The organism is Neobacillus sp. SuZ13 (assembly GCF_030123365.1).
Classification (GTDB): domain Bacteria; phylum Bacillota; class Bacilli; order Bacillales; family Cytobacillaceae; genus Neobacillus.
Map to the genome: position 1 here is coordinate 3846921 of NZ_CP126107.1, position 18080 is coordinate 3865000.

Annotated in this window: 15 protein-coding genes and 2 rRNA genes (1 of these 17 only partly in view); 2 read left to right on the forward strand and 15 right to left on the reverse strand. The window is 39.8% G+C overall.

Going from position 1 to position 18080, the window contains the following annotated elements; all coding sequences use genetic code 11:
• Positions 1–23 precede the first annotated feature (23 nt).
• From QNH17_RS18835 to QNH17_RS18865, 7 genes are all read right to left on the reverse strand, one after another.
• Positions 24–902, reverse strand: coding sequence for a LysR family transcriptional regulator (locus tag QNH17_RS18835; RefSeq protein WP_481858534.1), 879 nt, complete (start codon positions 900–902; stop codon positions 24–26).
• An 83-nt stretch (positions 903–985) separates the two neighbouring features.
• Complete coding sequence (locus tag QNH17_RS18840; protein ID WP_026568674.1) at positions 986–1186, reverse strand: cold-shock protein; 201 nt, start codon at positions 1184–1186, stop codon at positions 986–988.
• A gap of 176 nt (positions 1187–1362) precedes the next feature.
• On the reverse strand, positions 1363–2742 hold the full coding sequence (brnQ, locus tag QNH17_RS18845; RefSeq protein WP_283874326.1) for a branched-chain amino acid transport system II carrier protein: 1380 nt from the start codon (positions 2740–2742) through the stop codon (positions 1363–1365).
• A gap of 293 nt (positions 2743–3035) precedes the next feature.
• A complete protein-coding gene (locus tag QNH17_RS18850; protein WP_283874329.1) occupies positions 3036–3725 on the reverse strand; it encodes a BsuPI-related putative proteinase inhibitor in 690 nt (229 codons plus the stop codon).
• Positions 3726–3904: 179 nt separating this feature from the next.
• Entirely contained in the window at positions 3905–4696 is a 792-nt protein-coding gene (locus QNH17_RS18855) for an HAD family hydrolase (RefSeq protein ID WP_283874331.1), read from the reverse strand.
• 108 nt (positions 4697–4804) lie between these two features.
• The gene (locus QNH17_RS18860) at positions 4805–5998 is read right to left on the reverse strand and encodes a glucose-1-phosphate adenylyltransferase (RefSeq protein WP_283874333.1); all 1194 of its coding nucleotides are present in this window, start codon (positions 5996–5998) and stop codon (positions 4805–4807) included.
• Positions 5999–6269: 271 nt separating this feature from the next.
• Positions 6270–7502 (reverse strand): DUF438 domain-containing protein, encoded by a 1233-nt coding sequence (locus QNH17_RS18865; protein WP_283874335.1) that lies wholly within the window; start codon positions 7500–7502, stop codon positions 6270–6272.
• A gap of 268 nt (positions 7503–7770) precedes the next feature.
• On the opposite strand from QNH17_RS18865, the gene QNH17_RS18870 reads away from it, so the two are divergent.
• Positions 7771–8748, forward strand: coding sequence for a ring-cleaving dioxygenase (locus QNH17_RS18870; protein ID WP_283874337.1), 978 nt, complete (start codon positions 7771–7773; stop codon positions 8746–8748).
• Positions 8749–8991: 243 nt separating this feature from the next.
• Here the strand turns inward: QNH17_RS18870 and QNH17_RS18875 are convergent, their stop codons facing one another.
• From QNH17_RS18875 to QNH17_RS18900, 6 genes are all read right to left on the reverse strand, one after another.
• The gene (locus QNH17_RS18875) at positions 8992–9681 is read right to left on the reverse strand and encodes a TetR family transcriptional regulator (protein WP_283874338.1); all 690 of its coding nucleotides are present in this window, start codon (positions 9679–9681) and stop codon (positions 8992–8994) included.
• A 202-nt stretch (positions 9682–9883) separates the two neighbouring features.
• On the reverse strand, positions 9884–11185 hold the full coding sequence (locus tag QNH17_RS18880) for an MFS transporter (RefSeq protein ID WP_283874340.1): 1302 nt from the start codon (positions 11183–11185) through the stop codon (positions 9884–9886).
• 25 nt (positions 11186–11210) lie between these two features.
• Positions 11211–13256, reverse strand: coding sequence for a CocE/NonD family hydrolase (locus tag QNH17_RS18885; RefSeq protein ID WP_283874341.1), 2046 nt, complete (start codon positions 13254–13256; stop codon positions 11211–11213).
• Between the two features lie 322 nt (positions 13257–13578).
• The gene (locus QNH17_RS18890; protein WP_283874343.1) at positions 13579–14217 is read right to left on the reverse strand and encodes a PspA/IM30 family protein; all 639 of its coding nucleotides are present in this window, start codon (positions 14215–14217) and stop codon (positions 13579–13581) included.
• A 27-nt stretch (positions 14218–14244) separates the two neighbouring features.
• On the reverse strand, positions 14245–14589 hold the full coding sequence (locus QNH17_RS18895; RefSeq protein ID WP_283874344.1) for a lmo0954 family membrane protein: 345 nt from the start codon (positions 14587–14589) through the stop codon (positions 14245–14247).
• Positions 14590–14741: 152 nt separating this feature from the next.
• Positions 14742–15710, reverse strand: a complete 969-nt coding sequence (locus tag QNH17_RS18900; RefSeq protein ID WP_283874345.1) for a DUF1835 domain-containing protein — start codon at positions 15708–15710, stop codon at positions 14742–14744.
• 155 nt (positions 15711–15865) lie between these two features.
• Here QNH17_RS18900 and QNH17_RS18905 point away from each other — a divergent pair, with 155 nt between their 5' ends.
• A complete protein-coding gene (locus tag QNH17_RS18905) occupies positions 15866–16174 on the forward strand; it encodes a hypothetical protein (RefSeq protein ID WP_283874346.1) in 309 nt (102 codons plus the stop codon).
• 119 nt (positions 16175–16293) lie between these two features.
• Here the strand turns inward: QNH17_RS18905 and rrf are convergent.
• Together rrf and QNH17_RS18915 are read right to left on the reverse strand one after the other, a co-directional pair.
• Positions 16294–16410: ribosomal RNA gene (gene rrf / locus QNH17_RS18910) — 5S ribosomal RNA — on the reverse strand.
• A gap of 75 nt (positions 16411–16485) precedes the next feature.
• Positions 16486–18080 (reverse strand): 23S ribosomal RNA (locus QNH17_RS18915); it runs 1340 nt beyond the window's last position.

Below are 18080 nucleotides of genomic sequence, written 5' to 3' on the forward strand. Positions count from 1 at the left end.
CGAATGAATTACATAACTGAAAGTTATAATGGATCTTTTAAAATAAAATCAATAAAAGTTCGACCAGCATTAGAAATATAGCGGTCTTTCTTCGTGATGACAGCCAGTCGCCAGAGAATATCTTCCTTCAGCTCAATGATCCTTAAATCTGGGTTAAAAGCACGGTTACAGATTGATCGAGGCAGAATCGTAATTCCTAGATTAGCAGCCACCATTTCCGTCATTAGGTCCCACTGCGAACTCTGAAACAAAATTTTCGGCTCAAACCCCACTTCAATAAACTGATTTCTCATGATTTGATTTAATGCAAATTCCTCATGATAAAAGATAAACTCCTCTTCTTTTAGTTCCTTAATGTCTACAACTTTACGCGATGCTAGACGATGATCTTTAAAGACCAACAATTTCATTTCTTCTTCAACAATGGGATAAACATCAAATTGCTTTTCATCAATTGGCAGTACCGCGACACCGAGCTCGAATTCCCCTTCCTCGACACTCTTTACCACTCTTGCGCCACCATACTCGGTAATATTTAATTCTATATTGGGAAAAGCATGATGAAACTTAGCGATTACCCTAGGAAAAAACAAACTGCCTATAATAGGGGGAAGCCCAATGGCGATCTGACCCCTAGACAGGTTCGTGATGTCATTTAAGGTGGTTTTCATTTCAGATAAGATTCCAGCCATTTTCTGCGCATATTCTAAGACAATTTTCCCTGCATCAGTCAGGTCACTTGTCTTATTGGTGCGTATAACCAAGGTCATCCCTAACTCTTCCTCTAACGCTCGGATTGACTTACTCAGGGCTGGTTGTGAGAGATGCATGCTCTCGGCCGCTTTTGTTATACTTTTATGCTTAGCCACTTCAATGAATAATTGTAATTGCCTTAATTCCAACACTTCCACCTCTGAAAATTTGATTATTTCATTTAAACACAAAAAAGACCCTCATAAGAGAGTCTTTTATTATTTAGGTTCAATTATGCTTTACGAACGTTAGTAGCTTGGGGTCCACGTTGACCTTGTTCTACTTCAAATGTAACTGCTTGACCTTCGTCTAAAGTTTTGAAACCTTCGCTTTGGATAGCTGAGAAGTGTACGAATACATCGTCTCCTGCTTCGCGTTCGATGAATCCGAAACCTTTTTCTGCATTAAACCATTTTACTTTACCTTGTTCCATTGTTGTTTCCTCCTCGTGTGCTTAGCACACATTGTGTTACTATCCTTGCTCAGTTCTTTAAGACAGAAAGTTTTGCACTTATTATCCTACAACTAACAAAAATAATTCTTCCTAAGTATAACAGGGAATTGCTAGAAATGCAAATAATTATTATAAAGAAATATTGTCTTTTAAAATTATGATACACTTTCAGTTTTGTTCTTCAAACGTAACGATGAAAAATTCTGCAGACCGACGATACTTCCTGTTAGGATAATCGTAACCAAAACCGGCATCAGCCAACCCAGTCCATTGTGATAAAAAGGCAATACGCGTTCATATAAGTTAACAATCTTCTCCAGCCAGCCGAAATATTCGATTCCAAGCAGATCGCAAAAAGTTTTAAAACCATCAATGATACTGATCATAAAGGTGACTATGGTGACAGCTGCATAAACAATCCGTGAATGATTAAACATCTTCGACAAAAATGTCAGCAGCATTAAAGCAACCGCCAATGGATATAACAACATTAATACTGGAATGGAAAAATTAATGATATTTGATAAACCAAAGTTTGCAATTACAAATGAAACGAGTGAAAAAAACAACACCCACATTTTATAACTGATCTTAGGAAGCAACGCATGGAAATATTCACCGCACGCTGTCATTAAGCCAATGCTGGTAGTCAGACAAGCAAGCAGGATAATAACTGACAACATCACCGTTCCGAACGATCCAAAATAATAGGAAGATGCCTTCCCTAAGACGGGACCTCCCGTATCAAAAAGTCCGAATGCACTTGTGCTCGTAGCCCCTAGATAGGCAACACCTACATAAATGATTCCAAGAAAAATCGTTGCAATCAACCCAGATTTAGCTGAAGCTAGTAGGATTCCTCGAGTGGTGGTAACACCCATTGATCGAATTGAATTGATAACAATAATCCCAAATACAAGTGATGCAAGAGCATCCATCGTGTTATAACCTTCCATAAACCCTTTCATAAATGCGCCATTAGCATAAGCAGCTTGTGGCGCTTCGATTGAACCAAGCGGTTTGACAATGACCATAACTAATAAGATAAAAATTAGTACAATGATCGCAGGAGAAAGAATTTTGCCGACCCGATCCACTAGCTTAGCTGGATTTAATGAAAACCACAAGGTCACAATAAAAAAGAGTAAGGTGAATACGAACAAGCCAACATGTCCATAACTCTCGCTCACAAACGGGGCAATACCGATATCATAGGCGACAGCTCCCGTCCTTGGTGCCGCGAAAAATGGTCCAATCGTCAAATAAAGAAGTGATGTAAAAATAACCCCATAAACTGGATGGACACGGCTTGCCAGTTCCTCTAAGTTCTTACTACCTGAGAAACCCATTGCGAGAATCCCTAGAAAAGGAAGCCCGATTCCAGTAATTAAGAAACCAGTAATGGCCAACCATACGTTGGAACCGGCATTCTGACCAAGTGCAGCCGGAAAAATTAAATTTCCTGCTCCGAAAAATAGGGCAAATAACATAACTCCTATAACGAAATACCTTGAAAATGGTAATTTACTTTGCATATTAGCTACTCCTACCTAGATGTTACTTTATTTATTTTTTAATATATTCCGAGAATTATATTACTATCCTTATAACTTAATATCAACCTATTTTTGAGATTAATTAGATAATTTCGACAGGAATTAAATAATATTTTTATATCATTTTTACTATTATTTCATAATCTTCAAAAGATACCAATCTGTTCCAACCAACAGATAAATACTATTTCAATATAATTGACACTTGCAATTTTAATAATAAAAAAGACCTTTATCCTTTGGGCAAAGGCCTTTTTTTATACCTCTTACAATTATGAAGTTTCTATAATAAACTTTTGAATCAACTTTTGTCCAGATTCATTTTCAGTATATAAAAATGATACTTGTTTGCCTTCCTTCAATAGCGGTAATTGCTTGATGGCCCCCTCCGTTAACTGAAAGGCTACCTTTTTGCCTTCGATATCGATTTCAATTGTATGGGGATCCATTTGACCAACGAGCACACCGTTCCCTTTGCTAAACGAATTTTTAACAATTAAGTCGGTCACAACTTTGGCTTCCTCTTCTTTTGCTGTTAAGAATACCTCGATTTTATAGCGGCCAGTAGGAAGATCTGAAATCCTAAATTCCTTAGCTATCTCTTGATTACTTCCTAACTCTAGTATCTTAATCGCTTGCGTTGCCATGACCTCATCCGAATATTGTTTGACTTTCATCCCTTGTAAATCATAAACAATATAATCTGCCTCTATCCCGTTAGGAAACGTTAGAATCTGGGACTTGTCTGAAAGATTTTTAACATTGTACTTAATAATCGTTGAATTGTTCTCAGTCTTCGTTTCGATTGTAGCGTGAAATTTAGCAGCAATCTCATTCTGTTCTGGAACCTCAGTTTTGGTACCTTCTGCGCTTCCCTTTTGTGCAGACTCTGTTTCACACCCTGTTAAAAGGCCAATCACCAATGTTGAACATAGAATAGGTAACCATTTAATGTTTCTCATTTTTCCTCCCCTTTTCCAAAAGAGAATTTGTTGGTCTTAGACATATAGTCGCCGAAAAGAAGAACATAGTTACATCTTTTTTAATTAATTAAATTCGACAAAATCGACTTAAACAAAAAAATTGCCATAAATATAGGAAAACCTCCTACAAATACGGCAACTTTTTTAGGATATGTGTTTTATTTCGACTTCAATTCCTCTAACAAAGGAAAGAGTTCTTCCAAATGTTTAATCTCAAAAGTAGGAATAACTTCATTTCTCGCTTTGTCATGTCGATTAATCCAGACTGTCTTGATTCCTGCACGATTTGCCCCTAGAATATCGGTCATGAGATTATCTCCCACCATAATGACATCATCCTTATCAACCGACAATAACTCAAGTGCGTGTTCAAAAATGGTCGGGTCCGGTTTCCCTCTGCCAAAATCCCCTGAGATAACAATGTGATCAAAATAAGGAACAAGTTCCGGTGTGATCTCTAATTTTGTTTTTTGAAGATCCGGTGAACCATTGGTTAACAATAGCAGTTGATAATTTCCCTTTAACCTATCGAGAATCTTAAAAGATTCTTCATAAACAAATGGTAATTTCCTGCGTTCCTGTGGAAAACGTTCCGCGAGCTCCAAGCCAAAATCAGCGTCGTCTACTCCCATTGCTTTCAACCCAGCTGTCCAAGCATCTTTCCGGTAGACAGGCACCATTTCCTTCATCTTTCTAAAATCATCTTGATCATCTAAAAAGTTCCCCCATAGTCCTTCAAACGGATTTATGCCAATCATTTGCGTGAAAGGGTAAAATTCATATCCGGCATAAATGCTTCTCGCAGCTTCGCGAACGGCCTCTTCTAGTTGATCCGCATTAACCCCATACCGCTCCTCTGCCACTTTACACGTAGCAACAAAAGCTTCCTTTACACTTTTTTGATCCCAAAGCAGTGTATCATCTAAATCAAAGAAAATCGCTTTAACCATTGTTATCTTCCCCTTGTCCAAGATATATTTTACTAGTTTACCATTTTACAAAATAAAAATATATGATTCTGAATCTTTTATTATTTTAAAAGGGAAGAATTCCGATTTTTAGGATGAAATTGTTAATACATTGTTTTTAGATGTTAAATCGTGAAGGGCTGGGTCCACGGTAACATTATTTCCAACAACTATTAAATGTACGTCTGGATCCTTTGAAACAAGGATGACGCCACTCTTAATCACTGTTTGGCTGCCGATGACAGCATTTTCAATCCAAGAGTTCTCTTCAACGATGGTATTTGGCAAGATGACAGTGTTCTTGATTCGCGCCCCCTTTCCAACCTTCACCCCGCTAAACACAACAGACTTTTCGATTGTGCCGTATATTTCACAGCCTTCACTTAGTAAACTTTGCTGAGCCTTTGCGGATTTATCCAAATATAAGGGATCCGCATTATTTTCGACAGTATGGATTTTCCACTCCGAATTTTGCAGAAAAATGTTGGTCTCCTTATTTAAAAGATCTAAATTAGCATCCCAAAAACTCCGGACCGTCCCTACATCTTTCCAATAGTTGTTGAAATAATAGGCATAGAGCCCTCGTCCATCACACAGCATTGAAGGAATGATATCCTTGCCAAAGTCTCGATTTGTAAATTCTTTTTGCTCCTCCTGGAGCAAGTACTCTTTTAAAACAGGCCATTTGAAAAGATAAATACCCATTGATGCTAAATTCGTCGTCGGATGTTCCGGTTTTTCTTCAAAATCGATAATTTTATAACTCTCTTTCTCCATTTTTATGAGTCCAAAGCGGCCGGCGTCTTCCCACGGAACTTCAACGACAGCAATAGTACAATCCGCGTTCGTTTCTATATGCTGTTCAAGCATTATAGAATAATCCATTTTATAGATTTGGTCTGCCGATAAAATGAGAACATGCTCTGGCATTTGCTGCTCAATAAACTCAATATTTTGAAAGACAGCATGCGAAGTCCCTTCATACCATTCTACTCCGGAGCTATTGCGTTGAAACGGTGGCAAAATCGTCAAACCCCCATATCGATTATATAAGTTCCAATAGCTGCAATGACCAAGATGCGAATGCAGCACATAGGGTCTGTATTGCGTTAAAATACCTACAGTCTCAATTCCAGAATTCATACAGTTACTTAAGGCAAAATCAATGATGCGGTACTTCCCACCAAAGGGGACTGCTGGTTTAACAAGTGACTTTGTCAGCAGGTTTAACCTTGTACCTTTCCCGCCAGCCAATAACAAAGCAATCCATTTTTGTTTTTTCATTGTTACCCTCCTCGTAAAATTTTGTTCCTTAAATGCACGTCTATAACATCTTCCTCTACTTTTATTATCTCCGTTTTCTTCCATTTTTCCGTTGAACCTGTTACAGCTTTGTGAAAGTGACCAGCTTTTTTATCGACACAAAAAGCACGCAACCTCTAATATTAGCTAGTATTGTCGAAATTTTAGTAACTGAATTTTTTCCATAACAAAAAAACTGCCATTTCTTGCCGATTATCTCGATAATGAAAGGCAGTTCTTTTAATATTTGCACTTAATTTAGGATTCTTTTCTCTCCTTCAATCGCTTTGATTGGATCGATATTTTGGGTAAATTCCAGTGTACCGATATAGTTTCCGTTCTCATCACGGACCGCAAAGTAGCGAATATAAACATATTTATCCTTGAACTTAATCCAAAAATCTTCACAGTCCTTTTTGCGAGACTTAAAGTCTGCCAACAGCTCCTCTACAACATGGACACTTCTTGGCGGATGACAGTTTTGGACAGTTCGGCCAATGACGGCTTTCGTCCGAGCGAAAATTCTTTCTTTCCCGTGTGAGAAATATCGGACCACATCATCCTGATCAATAAACGTGATATCAACCGGTAAATGGTTTAATAACAACTCCAGCTGCTTTAAGGAAAGAATCCCTGTTTCCAACTTAATATACCCTTCAGAAATGGCCTTTTTTTCTATGGCTTTTCTCTCCGGCTTCCAAACCTCAGCAGAATCGATCAGGCAAAAACCAATTTCATCACTTTCATGGGCTATTTTGACCCATTCATCTTCCGTAAAATTATTTAAGGCCATCGGGAATAGTATGTTTTCTTCCTTATAAATCATTCCTTTTACTTCCTGAATGACATAATTTAAAACGGCAATAACTGCTTGCTGGTCGCCATGATAATTGGCAAGTTTCTGCCTGCAATCCTTAATCGCGTCCCGAATGAAATCATCAATTCTCCACATGTTGGTGGTCGGGCCGAAAATCCCGTACTTTTCTAAATAAGGGAAAATCAAATTTTCTTTACGGCTATAATGCTTTTCAATATCCAGCAAAAGATTGATATCTTCCATTAGACGATAAATATTATCTGTAGAATCTTCTTTCATAAATTCCCTAAAATGGACTTGAAGCTTCATAGTTAACAGTTTATCAATTTCTTGATTCTCGAGCTTAAAAGTATGAACGGGATGCCCAGGCTGATCTTCTGGGCTTCCGTTTTGTGGTGTATCTTCCTCAATCGCTCCTTGAAAAATAGCCGAATGCTGTTGATAGGTATGCTGAAATTCTTCGGCAGAAATACTTCCCTCTTCGACAAAATCATGTTGGAGCTGGGTAATTTCATCGATGGTTATTTTTCCGATCAAGGCATCAAAGTGTGCTTTAACCTCGTCCAAGTTTCGGCCTTGATGAAGATCGACAAACAGTTGTTTTAATTTACTTAAGCGTTCTGTATTTGATTTAGTCAGTTGTTCACGATTATTAATGATTTCACTCATAATAGGATTCTCCTTCACTGCGGCAAAATACTTTTGATATTTGTTTTCATTAGTAACTTACCACTTCAGAAAATCCTTGTTAGTGATTAACATCATTAGTAACAATTTAATTGTGAAAACTTTAAGAACGAACTTTTGACAGCATAATTATTTCGTGTTATATTTATTTCGAATTAGAGATAAATTAATTCAAGATAATATTCCTTATATTTATAGAAGATACTAATACAATAAATGTAAATTTCAGAGGGAAATGGGAGGAATTTCAATGAATGGATTAAAAGGTATACATCACGTAACCGCGATTACAAGCAGTGCGGAAAAAAACTATGAATTTTTCACCAATGTCTTAGGGATGCGCTTAGTCAAGAAAACTGTTAACCAAGATGATATTCAAACTTACCATTTATTCTTTGCTGATGATGTTGGCAGCGCCGGGACCGATATGACCTTTTTCGATTTTCCTGGGATTCCGAAAGGCGTTCACGGGACCAACGAAATTTCAAAAACGTCCTTCCGCGTCCCAAGTGATGCGGCGATCGACTATTGGGTGAAACGTTTTGATCGTTTAGAGATAAAACATACAGGGATTAAAGAACAATTCGGTAAAAAGACCCTGTCGTTTGTGGATTTTGATGACCAGCATTATCAATTAATTTCAGATGAAAATAATAAAGGGGTTGCAGCTGGTACCCCGTGGCAAAAAGGCCCTATTCCTATAGACTATGCGATTACAGGATTAGGCCCGATTTTTGTTCGTGTCGCAAATTTTGATTACTTTAAAGAAATGATGGAAAAAGTCCTTCTCTTTAAAGAAATAGCAAATGAAGGATCGTTTCATTTATTTGAGGTGGGTGAAGGCGGAAATGGTGCACAAGTGGTTGTCGAGTATAATGCGATCCTCCCTCAAGCACGCCAAGGCTTCGGGACAGTCCATCATGCGGCTTTCCGTGTCGAAGATCGGTCTGTTTTAGAAGAATGGATTGGACATATGGAAAGCTTCGGCTTCCAAACGTCAGGGTTCGTCGATCGTTTCTTCTTCGGTTCTTTATATGCGAGAGTGGCACCACAAATACTATTTGAGTTTGCAACCGACGGTCCAGGATTTATGGGAGATGAGCCTTACGAAACACTAGGCGAAAAATTATCTTTACCGCCGTTCTTAGAATCCAAACGAGAACAAATTGAAAGTATGGTTCGTCCAATTGATACCACCAGAAGTACCAAAGAATTCATTAAAGAATAGCACAAAGAGCGAGGCCGTAATAAATAAGAGTTAGTAATTATACTAAAACTTAATAATAATCACCTTAAACAGCCTTTTTCTGAATGAAGAAGGCTGTTTTCTATTCCATCACTTTATAAAAATATAGAGCAAAATATATAACAAATACGATTACTATTTGTTATGACATTACCAAAATATACTATAATAATGACCTCATTTACTACAACAACGAAAAATACTAACTGGTATAGGATGAGCAAGTTACTGCTGATTCATATCATAGCATTTTTTAAAATGAAATAGATTCGCGTTGTGAACAATCTCCGTAATATATTTCATAGTAATCTTCACTGCCTCCTGAAACTCGTAGCTTTTGCGATTATTGAGGATATTTGTAAACATCCCCTGCCATATTAAAATGGTTAATTCATTAATCGCATCAACGTTTTCCTCTTTAATATATCCCTCCCTTAGAGCAATTTCTAAAAAGGATCGCCCCCGTTTAGATACATTCCGTTCAAAAAGAATAATCTTTAACTCCTCAGGAATGTTAATCAAATCAGCAGGATAGATTTTATAATATTCCTCAAGGAGCTTCTCGGGTTGATCCCCTAAATCCATAATAAATACTGCATGAAAAATCTGTGGCTGTCTAAAAGAGTGAATACAAAAACATTCCCAAGCCAACAAGTACTTTTCAATGGGATCTTTTCCTTTCTCAATATAAACAGCTACCTCATCTGTGTAGGATTTTAAGAATTTCATGGAAGCGAAAAAGATCAGATGGGAGATCTCAGAAAAATAGTTATAAATGGTTGCACTATTATAACCTGCTTTATCGGCCACTTTCCTGATTGTTATATTCTCTAAACCTTCTTCTTCGATAATTTCAGCTGTAGCGTCCACAAAGTATTTCCACATGCGGCTCAATTGTATTTCCTTTTTTTTCATTGCTTACTCCTTACATATTTTATATCAATATAAGTATTTCGGTCTTAGGCGAAGTAAGATCTAAAAAAGATGATAGAAAAATTATACCAAACTATTGTCTCGGAAGCCCCAAAAAAGACCTGCAATTGAACGGGCTCAAAATGAAAAACTGGCGGAAAACAAAACGTTTATCGCCAGTTTCTTTTCATTTTAGGGGCTCCTTCTAACCAGCTTTCTTTTCTTTCATTTCTTTCCTTTGAAGGGCAATCTCGTTTCGTTTTTCTTTCGTTACTCTTTGCCAGATGACCGCGGTAATCAACCCAACGATCGTCAAGCCTAATAAAATGGCAAATAATACCTTATATCCTGTTGTGCCACCCCAGTGGTCCAAACAAGCCCCGGCAATGATTGGCATAAAGATTTCCCCGCTGTACCCGATGATCATTAATGGCATCGCGACAGTTCCTGTTGTTTCAACTGGATAGTCTCCTTCCACCAATATCGCGAAGTGCGTCGCCTGTAGTGCATACATGGATACATAAACAACGGCGATAAAGACTAACAGCATTAAGATCATAGAAGGCTTTCCAGGCAAAAGAATGAGAGCGGCTAAACCGGCTGCCAATAAACTATAGGCAATGATGACCATATTCGAAATCCCAATTCGGTCACCGATAATGCCAGAGGTGAAACTTCCGACTGGGCGGCAGTATTGTGAAAAGTAACCCAGTGCAGCTGCAATGATGGTGGATGCACCAAAGGCTGCCGTTGCATATGGGGTAATATAATAGAAACTATTGATCATTGCATAAGACGTCAAAATAAGAACGGCTGCCAGCCAGGTTGTTGGCATTTTTAGAATCTTCCAAAGTACATCCCAATTAAATTTTGTATGATCTTTTTCGTTTGCTTGAACACTGCTGTTGTTTTGCTCAGGATCCTTATATATGAACATAATGATCATCCCTAAAAGAATACAAAACACGGAATAGAAGATAATCACAGTGGACAATGCCAGCTTGTCACTCAGTTGCTTTGAAACAAAGGCGAAGAGTCCTAATACCAAAGCAGATTCGACGACTTTGGCAGCACCGCGTCCGCCTTCAAAAAAGCCGAATGCTTTTCCTTGTTCATTTTCATTTGCTAATGACCGGACGGCTTTAATTAACGCTACCCAAAAGGTCATGATGGATGTTATTCCCCAAGCTCCATATATTAAGAGCAATACAGAGTAAGGGGGATACAATAGTAAAGTAAAGCCTAGAGCCCCTGTCACGATTAAGGAGAGCGTCAATAAGTGTTTCGTTTTCCAGCGATCTGCCACATACCCTGCAAAAATATAGGAAATCAAACAAGCAATTCCAAATACACTTCCGAGCGAACCCATTTGTGTATTGGTTAAGTGAAAGTCCTTTAGAAATACATCATAATAATAATTCCGGAAATATGGCAATGTATAAATCATTTCACCTGCAATGATTAAAATGATTAAAGTAGGTATATTTTTCTTAAGTCTTCCTTCCATCTCTTATCCCCCAATCGCGGGATTTTTAAAGTCCCACGCGTTTAATTTTTTGGTCCCACTTCTTCTGAAATGCCGGTTCGTCGTTTTCTTTTACATCCATTTCGCCCACGATGATAAAGTTTTCACCATCAGAAGTTTGCGTAACGGTTATGTTAGCGTCAATCCACCAGCCCTCGCGGCCAATTCTCATTTTTTGATAAATAGTATATTTTGCGGAAAGAGGATCAACGTTAGATAATGTCAACTCCCGCTTCAAATTGTGTTCAACTGTCACATCAATTTCGTCAAAGCGATAAACCCCTTCGCCAAATACCCCGCCGACGCCATCCGTTATGCAAGTCCATGTATCGGTGACAAGATCGTATGAAATCGAACGATCGACTTTGCCCTCTGAAAGTATGGTGATCGGAGTTAATGGCGCGCTCTCCGGACTCATATTCGGTCCCGCTGTCTGGCTGCCTTTAAAGATTGGCAATGAAAACTTAGCGGTCTCCAGATTCAATGTAAGTGTTGCATCCTCCGGCATGGTCCAAAACATTGGCCAAAAAGTGGTGGCAATCGATAAACGCACCCGGTGCCCGGCTTTAAATTTATGTCCGCAGCAGTCGAGATTCACATAGGCATTTACTTTCTCATCAACGGCCAGCAAGTCTACCCGATCATGTCCATTTAAATGGGTTAAATTCATTACACCATAGGAAACCCGGGTAACGGCTCCGTCCGGTGCAACATCTGAAACTTGAGCAAAGAGCATTGCTTTGGGTTTGTCACTCGATAATTGTACTTCAAATCTCGGGTAGCCTACTATTTCTAATGGGTTTTCTAGATTATCACTTTCAAATACCATCGCCATTCCATCATCTAATCGCTGGTCTGATGGACTTTCCCCAAGTACTCCTGCACCCATCCATTCACCTGATAAAAGACCGTGATTTAAAGGTGTTTTTAATAACACTTTTTCTTCTTTTTCATTTCTTGCTTCCAGCAATTTTCCATGAGTCAATTGATAAGTTTTCGTGAGAACTTCAGTGGATGGCCATGAATCTAGTCCAACCCACTCTCCTTTACTAACCGGTTTAATAGAAGAAGGAGGCATGCTTTCCTCAAGCCATACATCGATCATTGGTCCATCAATGCAATCGTTTTCGATTCCTTTTAGCCAATGATCCCACCATTTAACAGCCTCTTGTAAAAAGCCCATCGCAGGTCCCGGAACTCCATCCTGTGGATAAACATGTGCCCAAGGACCGATGATCCCTTTCCTAGGAACCGATAGCCCTTTCATTAAACTGAATACAGTATTGGTATAAGAGTCTTCCCAGCCATCGATGGCAAGAACGGGTACTTCAATGTCATCATAGTTTTCACAAACTGAACCATGCTTCCAATAGGCATCTCTCGTTTGATGCTCCATCCACTGCGCCATCCATAACGGCATATTTTCTAGTCGTTCCAGCCATTTTTCCCGCCAGCTGTCACCAACAATATGAGGATCAAGCGGACGCACCTGATAGGCCAGCATAATGTTTCCCCACCAGAAGTTATCGTTTAACAGACAGCCGCCTTTATAGTGGATATCATTGTTATATCGATCATCGGTAAATCCAAGGGTAATAATTGCTTTTAAATTTTTGTGTCTTCTGGCTGCGACTTGAAGGGAATTAAAGCCTCCCCAAGATTTACCCATCATCCCGATGTTTCCATCACACCAAGGTTGATTTGAAATCCATTCTATTACTTCCAGGGCATCATCTTGTTCTTGTTCTAAGTATTCATCCATTAGCAGACCATCGGATTCCCCCGAACCTCTCATATCCACTCTGACTGCTGCATAACCATGTCCCGCAAAATAACCATGCATCGGTTCATCTCTTGTTCTTGTACCGTCTGTTTTTCGGTAAGGAATGTACTCTAAAATGGCCGGTACTTTTTCACCTTCCGGAACTTCAGGCAGCCAGATCCGACTGGAGAGTCTCGTACCGTCTTTTAAAACAATCCAAGTGTTTTCAATCACTTGATACGCATAAGGAAAATTGGTGATAATTTCTCTTTCTTTACTTTCCGTTGACATTTTAACATCCCTTTCTTCCTCTTCTCTGTAAAGAGGTTAACATAACAAGAATCACTTTAAAGTACCTTCCAAAAACTTTAATCGTTGTTAAAAAAATAATCAAAACCATTTTATAATCATGATTATAAAAATTAATATGATTAGTATAGCATCTGAAAATATGTTGCACAACTCAAAATTTTCAAAAAAATCAATTTTGCTTTGGAATACAGTGAGTATAACCCCCGGTCGCCATTGATAGCACCAGAAGTACCAAAGAATTCATTAAAGAATAAAACAAAGAGCGAGGCTATGATGCCCCGCTCTTTGTTCATTTAAAAGCTTATGAAATTGTTTCTTTTTTCATTTCTTTTTCTAATTGTGCGACGCGCACATCAATTGTACTGCGGTAAAAGGAGCTGTTCACTTGCTGCTCTAAGCGGTCAAGATAGTTTTCGATTTCCTTGAACTTTGAGTAAGATTTATCAGAGTATGAATGGGAATCGAGCACTTGGTTGATTTGGAGATTCGCGCGGGTCACATTTTCACGGCCCATTAATTCCAAACGGCGAAGGTGCATGTCTTTTACCTTATGCTTCATTTCCTCATATTTTTTTTCTAAATCACTTAGCTGCCCATTAACATGTTCTAAGGATGTAAGTAGACGATTCGCTCGTTCGGTATATTGCTGCTGCTCTGCAGCCGCGAACTGATATAACTCAGTTTCCCCTGCTTTTGATGCAACTTCGGCTTGGTATGTTCTTTTTTCAGCTAGTTCGGCTGCTTGCTGGTATTCTCTTTGAAATTCAGACTTCAAGGTATACTGTCGTTCCAACAGTTTTCGTACCTTTTCGGTTTCCTGTTCACATTGGCGAAGGTATTGATTAAGAAGAGCGATTGGATTTTTCTTCTCCTTGTGATCAATCACCTCGTGTAAATCTGCTGTAATCGTGTTTTTAATTCTTGTAAATAAGTTTGTCATCTTATTCTCTCCTTTTTTCAAATGGTTTTATTTTTTTAATTCATTCCATTGCTTTTCAAAATTAATGAATGGGTCTGATTCTTCCTTTTCAAAAATCTCCTTGCTGCTATTCCATTTTTTGTAGACTAGGTACAGCACATAGGTAGCTGCAACACCAATGATGGCAGGAATATTGTGGAGAGAAGCAATTAGGACAATCCCCCCGATAATCGCTAAGCCAATTTTCCAACCGGTTGATTCTGTTTTTAGGAACTTTTTGTAGATAAAATATAACAGCACTGCACTTACAATCAGACCTAGCATCGGACCAATTGTTGAGAGCAGGACGATTGCTGAAATCCCACCTGCTAAAAGTAAGCCAAATTTTTTCATTTCGTTTTCCTCCTTTGTTTATCTTGATATCATCTTACCTTTTTTCCTTAGTAATCATAATTGCGCCTTAGCTTGATTTTTAACTCGGTCCCAAGACGTAGAAAGAGTCAGTCCATTACAACTGTATGTTGTGAAGGACTGACCCGTATTAATTAATATTCATCTTTATTAATAAGCCTTTTTCCATTCCAAAACCATTTATCCTCTTTTAGATAGACCCCGCCAAGCCACCAATCACGTTCATAAAATTCAAAGGGCCTTATTAGTCCATATAAAACCTCTAAACCATTGGAAGTTAACCTAAGTTTGGCTATCGGTTCTGGGTTTTGATAGTCAGGAAGTGGATTATCACATTCCAACAATGGGTAGGGCCCTTTCATCAGTTCGTTTAGCAAAGCCGCAAAATAAAGATCACTAATACCATCGTTACTTCTTTTTTGAGTAATGGATTGGAACAATTCAGTAAAGGAGCAAGTATTTCTATCAAGATATTTAATCACGAAGGTTTCTACCTCATTTAGACCTGTATGTATTGAAGGAAAGAAGCTTAAATGAGATTGTAATGCCTGTTTTAAAAAAGGTAATTTTTGTTTTGAAGCAGCAATCCATGTTTCAATCTCCACGGGATTCTTTGAGGTATATGCCTTCCAGCCCGTAATTGCTTCTTTCATTTGCTCATCTGAAATAAGTTGTTTCTTTTTATGAAAAAGTTCTTCCAATTGATGTGAGGCTAATTGCCCAAGGCCATAAAATGGCTCTTCCCCTTCATACTCATTAATGGTCACCATTGATAAGTTCTTCATGTCTTTTTTTGATAGTTCGTTGAGTAAATACATTAACATCGTTTGATCATAACGATCGTGCTCAAACCAAAGAATAATTTCAGTTTCCTTTGGAATCTCAGAAAGTGATTGATTTTGATCTTTACAATTCTGGATGAATAAATCTGCTGGAATCGCTAACTTTTTTTCAAAAAAATGGGCACGCCAGCTGATCCAATTTTCACCGGAAATTTCATGGGAGAGTGGACCAAAATCATACATTTCCCGCCAAACCAGAACATCACCTGGAAGATTTCCAATCTTATTACCCACCATATCCCCATTCACAATATGTATCATATCCATACCTCCACAGTTACAAGCATAAAACAATTTTAGCATGGAAATGCATATTTCCTTCTAATATATGAATGGACTTGTAGGTTGCTAAGAAGGGATTGCATATTAGTGATAGCATATGCATATCGTTTTAAGACGGAAAAAGGAGTGATGTAATGCTTAGTATCGAAGCAAACAAGAAAATTGAGAGTATTGCCCATCCAAAGGTCCAAAACATCGTGAGGACTTGTGTGGAACAAGGATGTCAATTCAAGCCACATCCAAGTAATCCTAACTTAGTTAATTTATTTGACCCTGTCCGTAGGAAAAATATCATTGGGGATATTAATCTTTTAAGTGAAAGAGGCTATTTTACTCTGGAAGTAGAAGATGGGCGATTCAAGACCTTCCGAAACGAAGTGATGGGATTGGATATCGATCGTGATGATTTTGAATACAAGGTATTACGACGATTGAAGCGATAATTTCATTATGTAAAGATGCGTAAAGGACAATGAAATATAACTCATTGCCCTTTTTTACTTATATGAGGAAAAAGCATGAAAAACAAAAAAGACAACCTTTTTCAGATTGTCCTTTTCGTGCCTGGCAACGTCCTACTCTCACAGGGACGCGTGTCCCAACTACCATCGGCGCTGAGAAGCTTAACTTCCGTGTTCGGTATGGGAACGGGTGTGACCTTCTCGCCATTGCTGCCAGACTATTTAATTGAGGTTTCATTCCCTCAAAACTAGATAATGCAGAAGAAGTGGTAAACTCGAATTCACCTTAAAATTAGGATAAGTCCTCGAACGATTAGTATCAGTCAGCTCCACATGTTACCACGCTTCCACCTCTGACCTATCAACCTGATCATCTTTCAGGGTTCTTACTAGCTTGCGCTATGGGAAATCTCATCTTGAGGGGGGCTTCATGCTTAGATGCTTTCAGCACTTATCCCGTCCGCACATAGCTACCCAGCGATGCTCTTGGCAGAACAACTGGTACACCAGCGGTGCGTCCATCCCGGTCCTCTCGTACTAAGGACAGCTCCTCTCAAATTTCCTGCGCCCACGACGGATAGGGACCGAACTGTCTCACGACGTTCTGAACCCAGCTCGCGTACCGCTTTAATGGGCGAACAGCCCAACCCTTGGGACCGACTACAGCCCCAGGATGCGATGAGCCGACATCGAGGTGCCAAACCTCCCCGTCGATGTGGACTCTTGGGGGAGATAAGCCTGTTATCCCCGGGGTAGCTTTTATCCGTTGAGCGATGGCCCTTCCATGCGGAACCACCGGATCACTAAGCCCGACTTTCGTCCCTGCTCGACTTGTAGGTCTCGCAGTCAAGCTCCCTTGTGCCTTTACACTCTGCGAATGATTTCCAACCATTCTGAGGGAACCTTTGGGCGCCTCCGTTACTTTTTAGGAGGCGACCGCCCCAGTCAAACTGCCCACCTGACACTGTCTCCCACCCCGATCAGGGGTGCGGGTTAGAATTTCAATACAGCCAGGGTAGTATCCCACCGACGCCTCCACCGAAGCTAGCGCTCCGGCTTCTCAGGCTCCTACCTATCCTGTACAAGCTGTACCAAAATTCAATATCAGGCTACAGTAAAGCTCCACGGGGTCTTTCCGTCCTGTCGCGGGTAACCTGCATCTTCACAGGTACTATAATTTCACCGAGTCTCTCGTTGAGACAGTGCCCAGATCGTTACGCCTTTCGTGCGGGTCGGAACTTACCCGACAAGGAATTTCGCTACCTTAGGACCGTTATAGTTACGGCCGCCGTTTACTGGGGCTTCGATTCAGAGCTTCGCTTGCGCTAACCCCTCCTCTTAACCTTCCAGCACCGGGCAGGCGTCAGCCCCTATACTTCGCCTTGCGGCTTCGCAGAGACCTGTGTTTTTGCTAAACAGTCGCCTGGGCCTATTCACTGCGGCTCTTCGAGGCTATTCACCTCAAAAAGCACCCCTTCTCCCGAAGTTACGGGGTCATTTTGCCGAGTTCCTTAACGAGAGTTCTCTCGCTCACCTTAGGATTCTCTCCTCGCCTACCTGTGTCGGTTTGCGGTACGGGCACCTTTTATCTCGCTAGAGGCTTTTCTTGGCAGTGTGGAATCAGGAACTTCGGTACTAAATTTCCCTCGCTATCACAGCTCAGCCTTCGCGAGAGGCGGATTTGCCTACCTCTCAGCCTAACTGCTTAGACGCGCATATCCAACAGCGCGCTTACCCTATCCTCCTGCGTCCCCCCATTGCTCAAACGATAAAGAGGTGGTACAGGAATATCAACCTGTTATCCATCGCCTACGCCTTTCGGCCTCGGCTTAGGTCCCGACTAACCCTGAGCGGACGAGCCTTCCTCAGGAAACCTTAGGCATTCGGT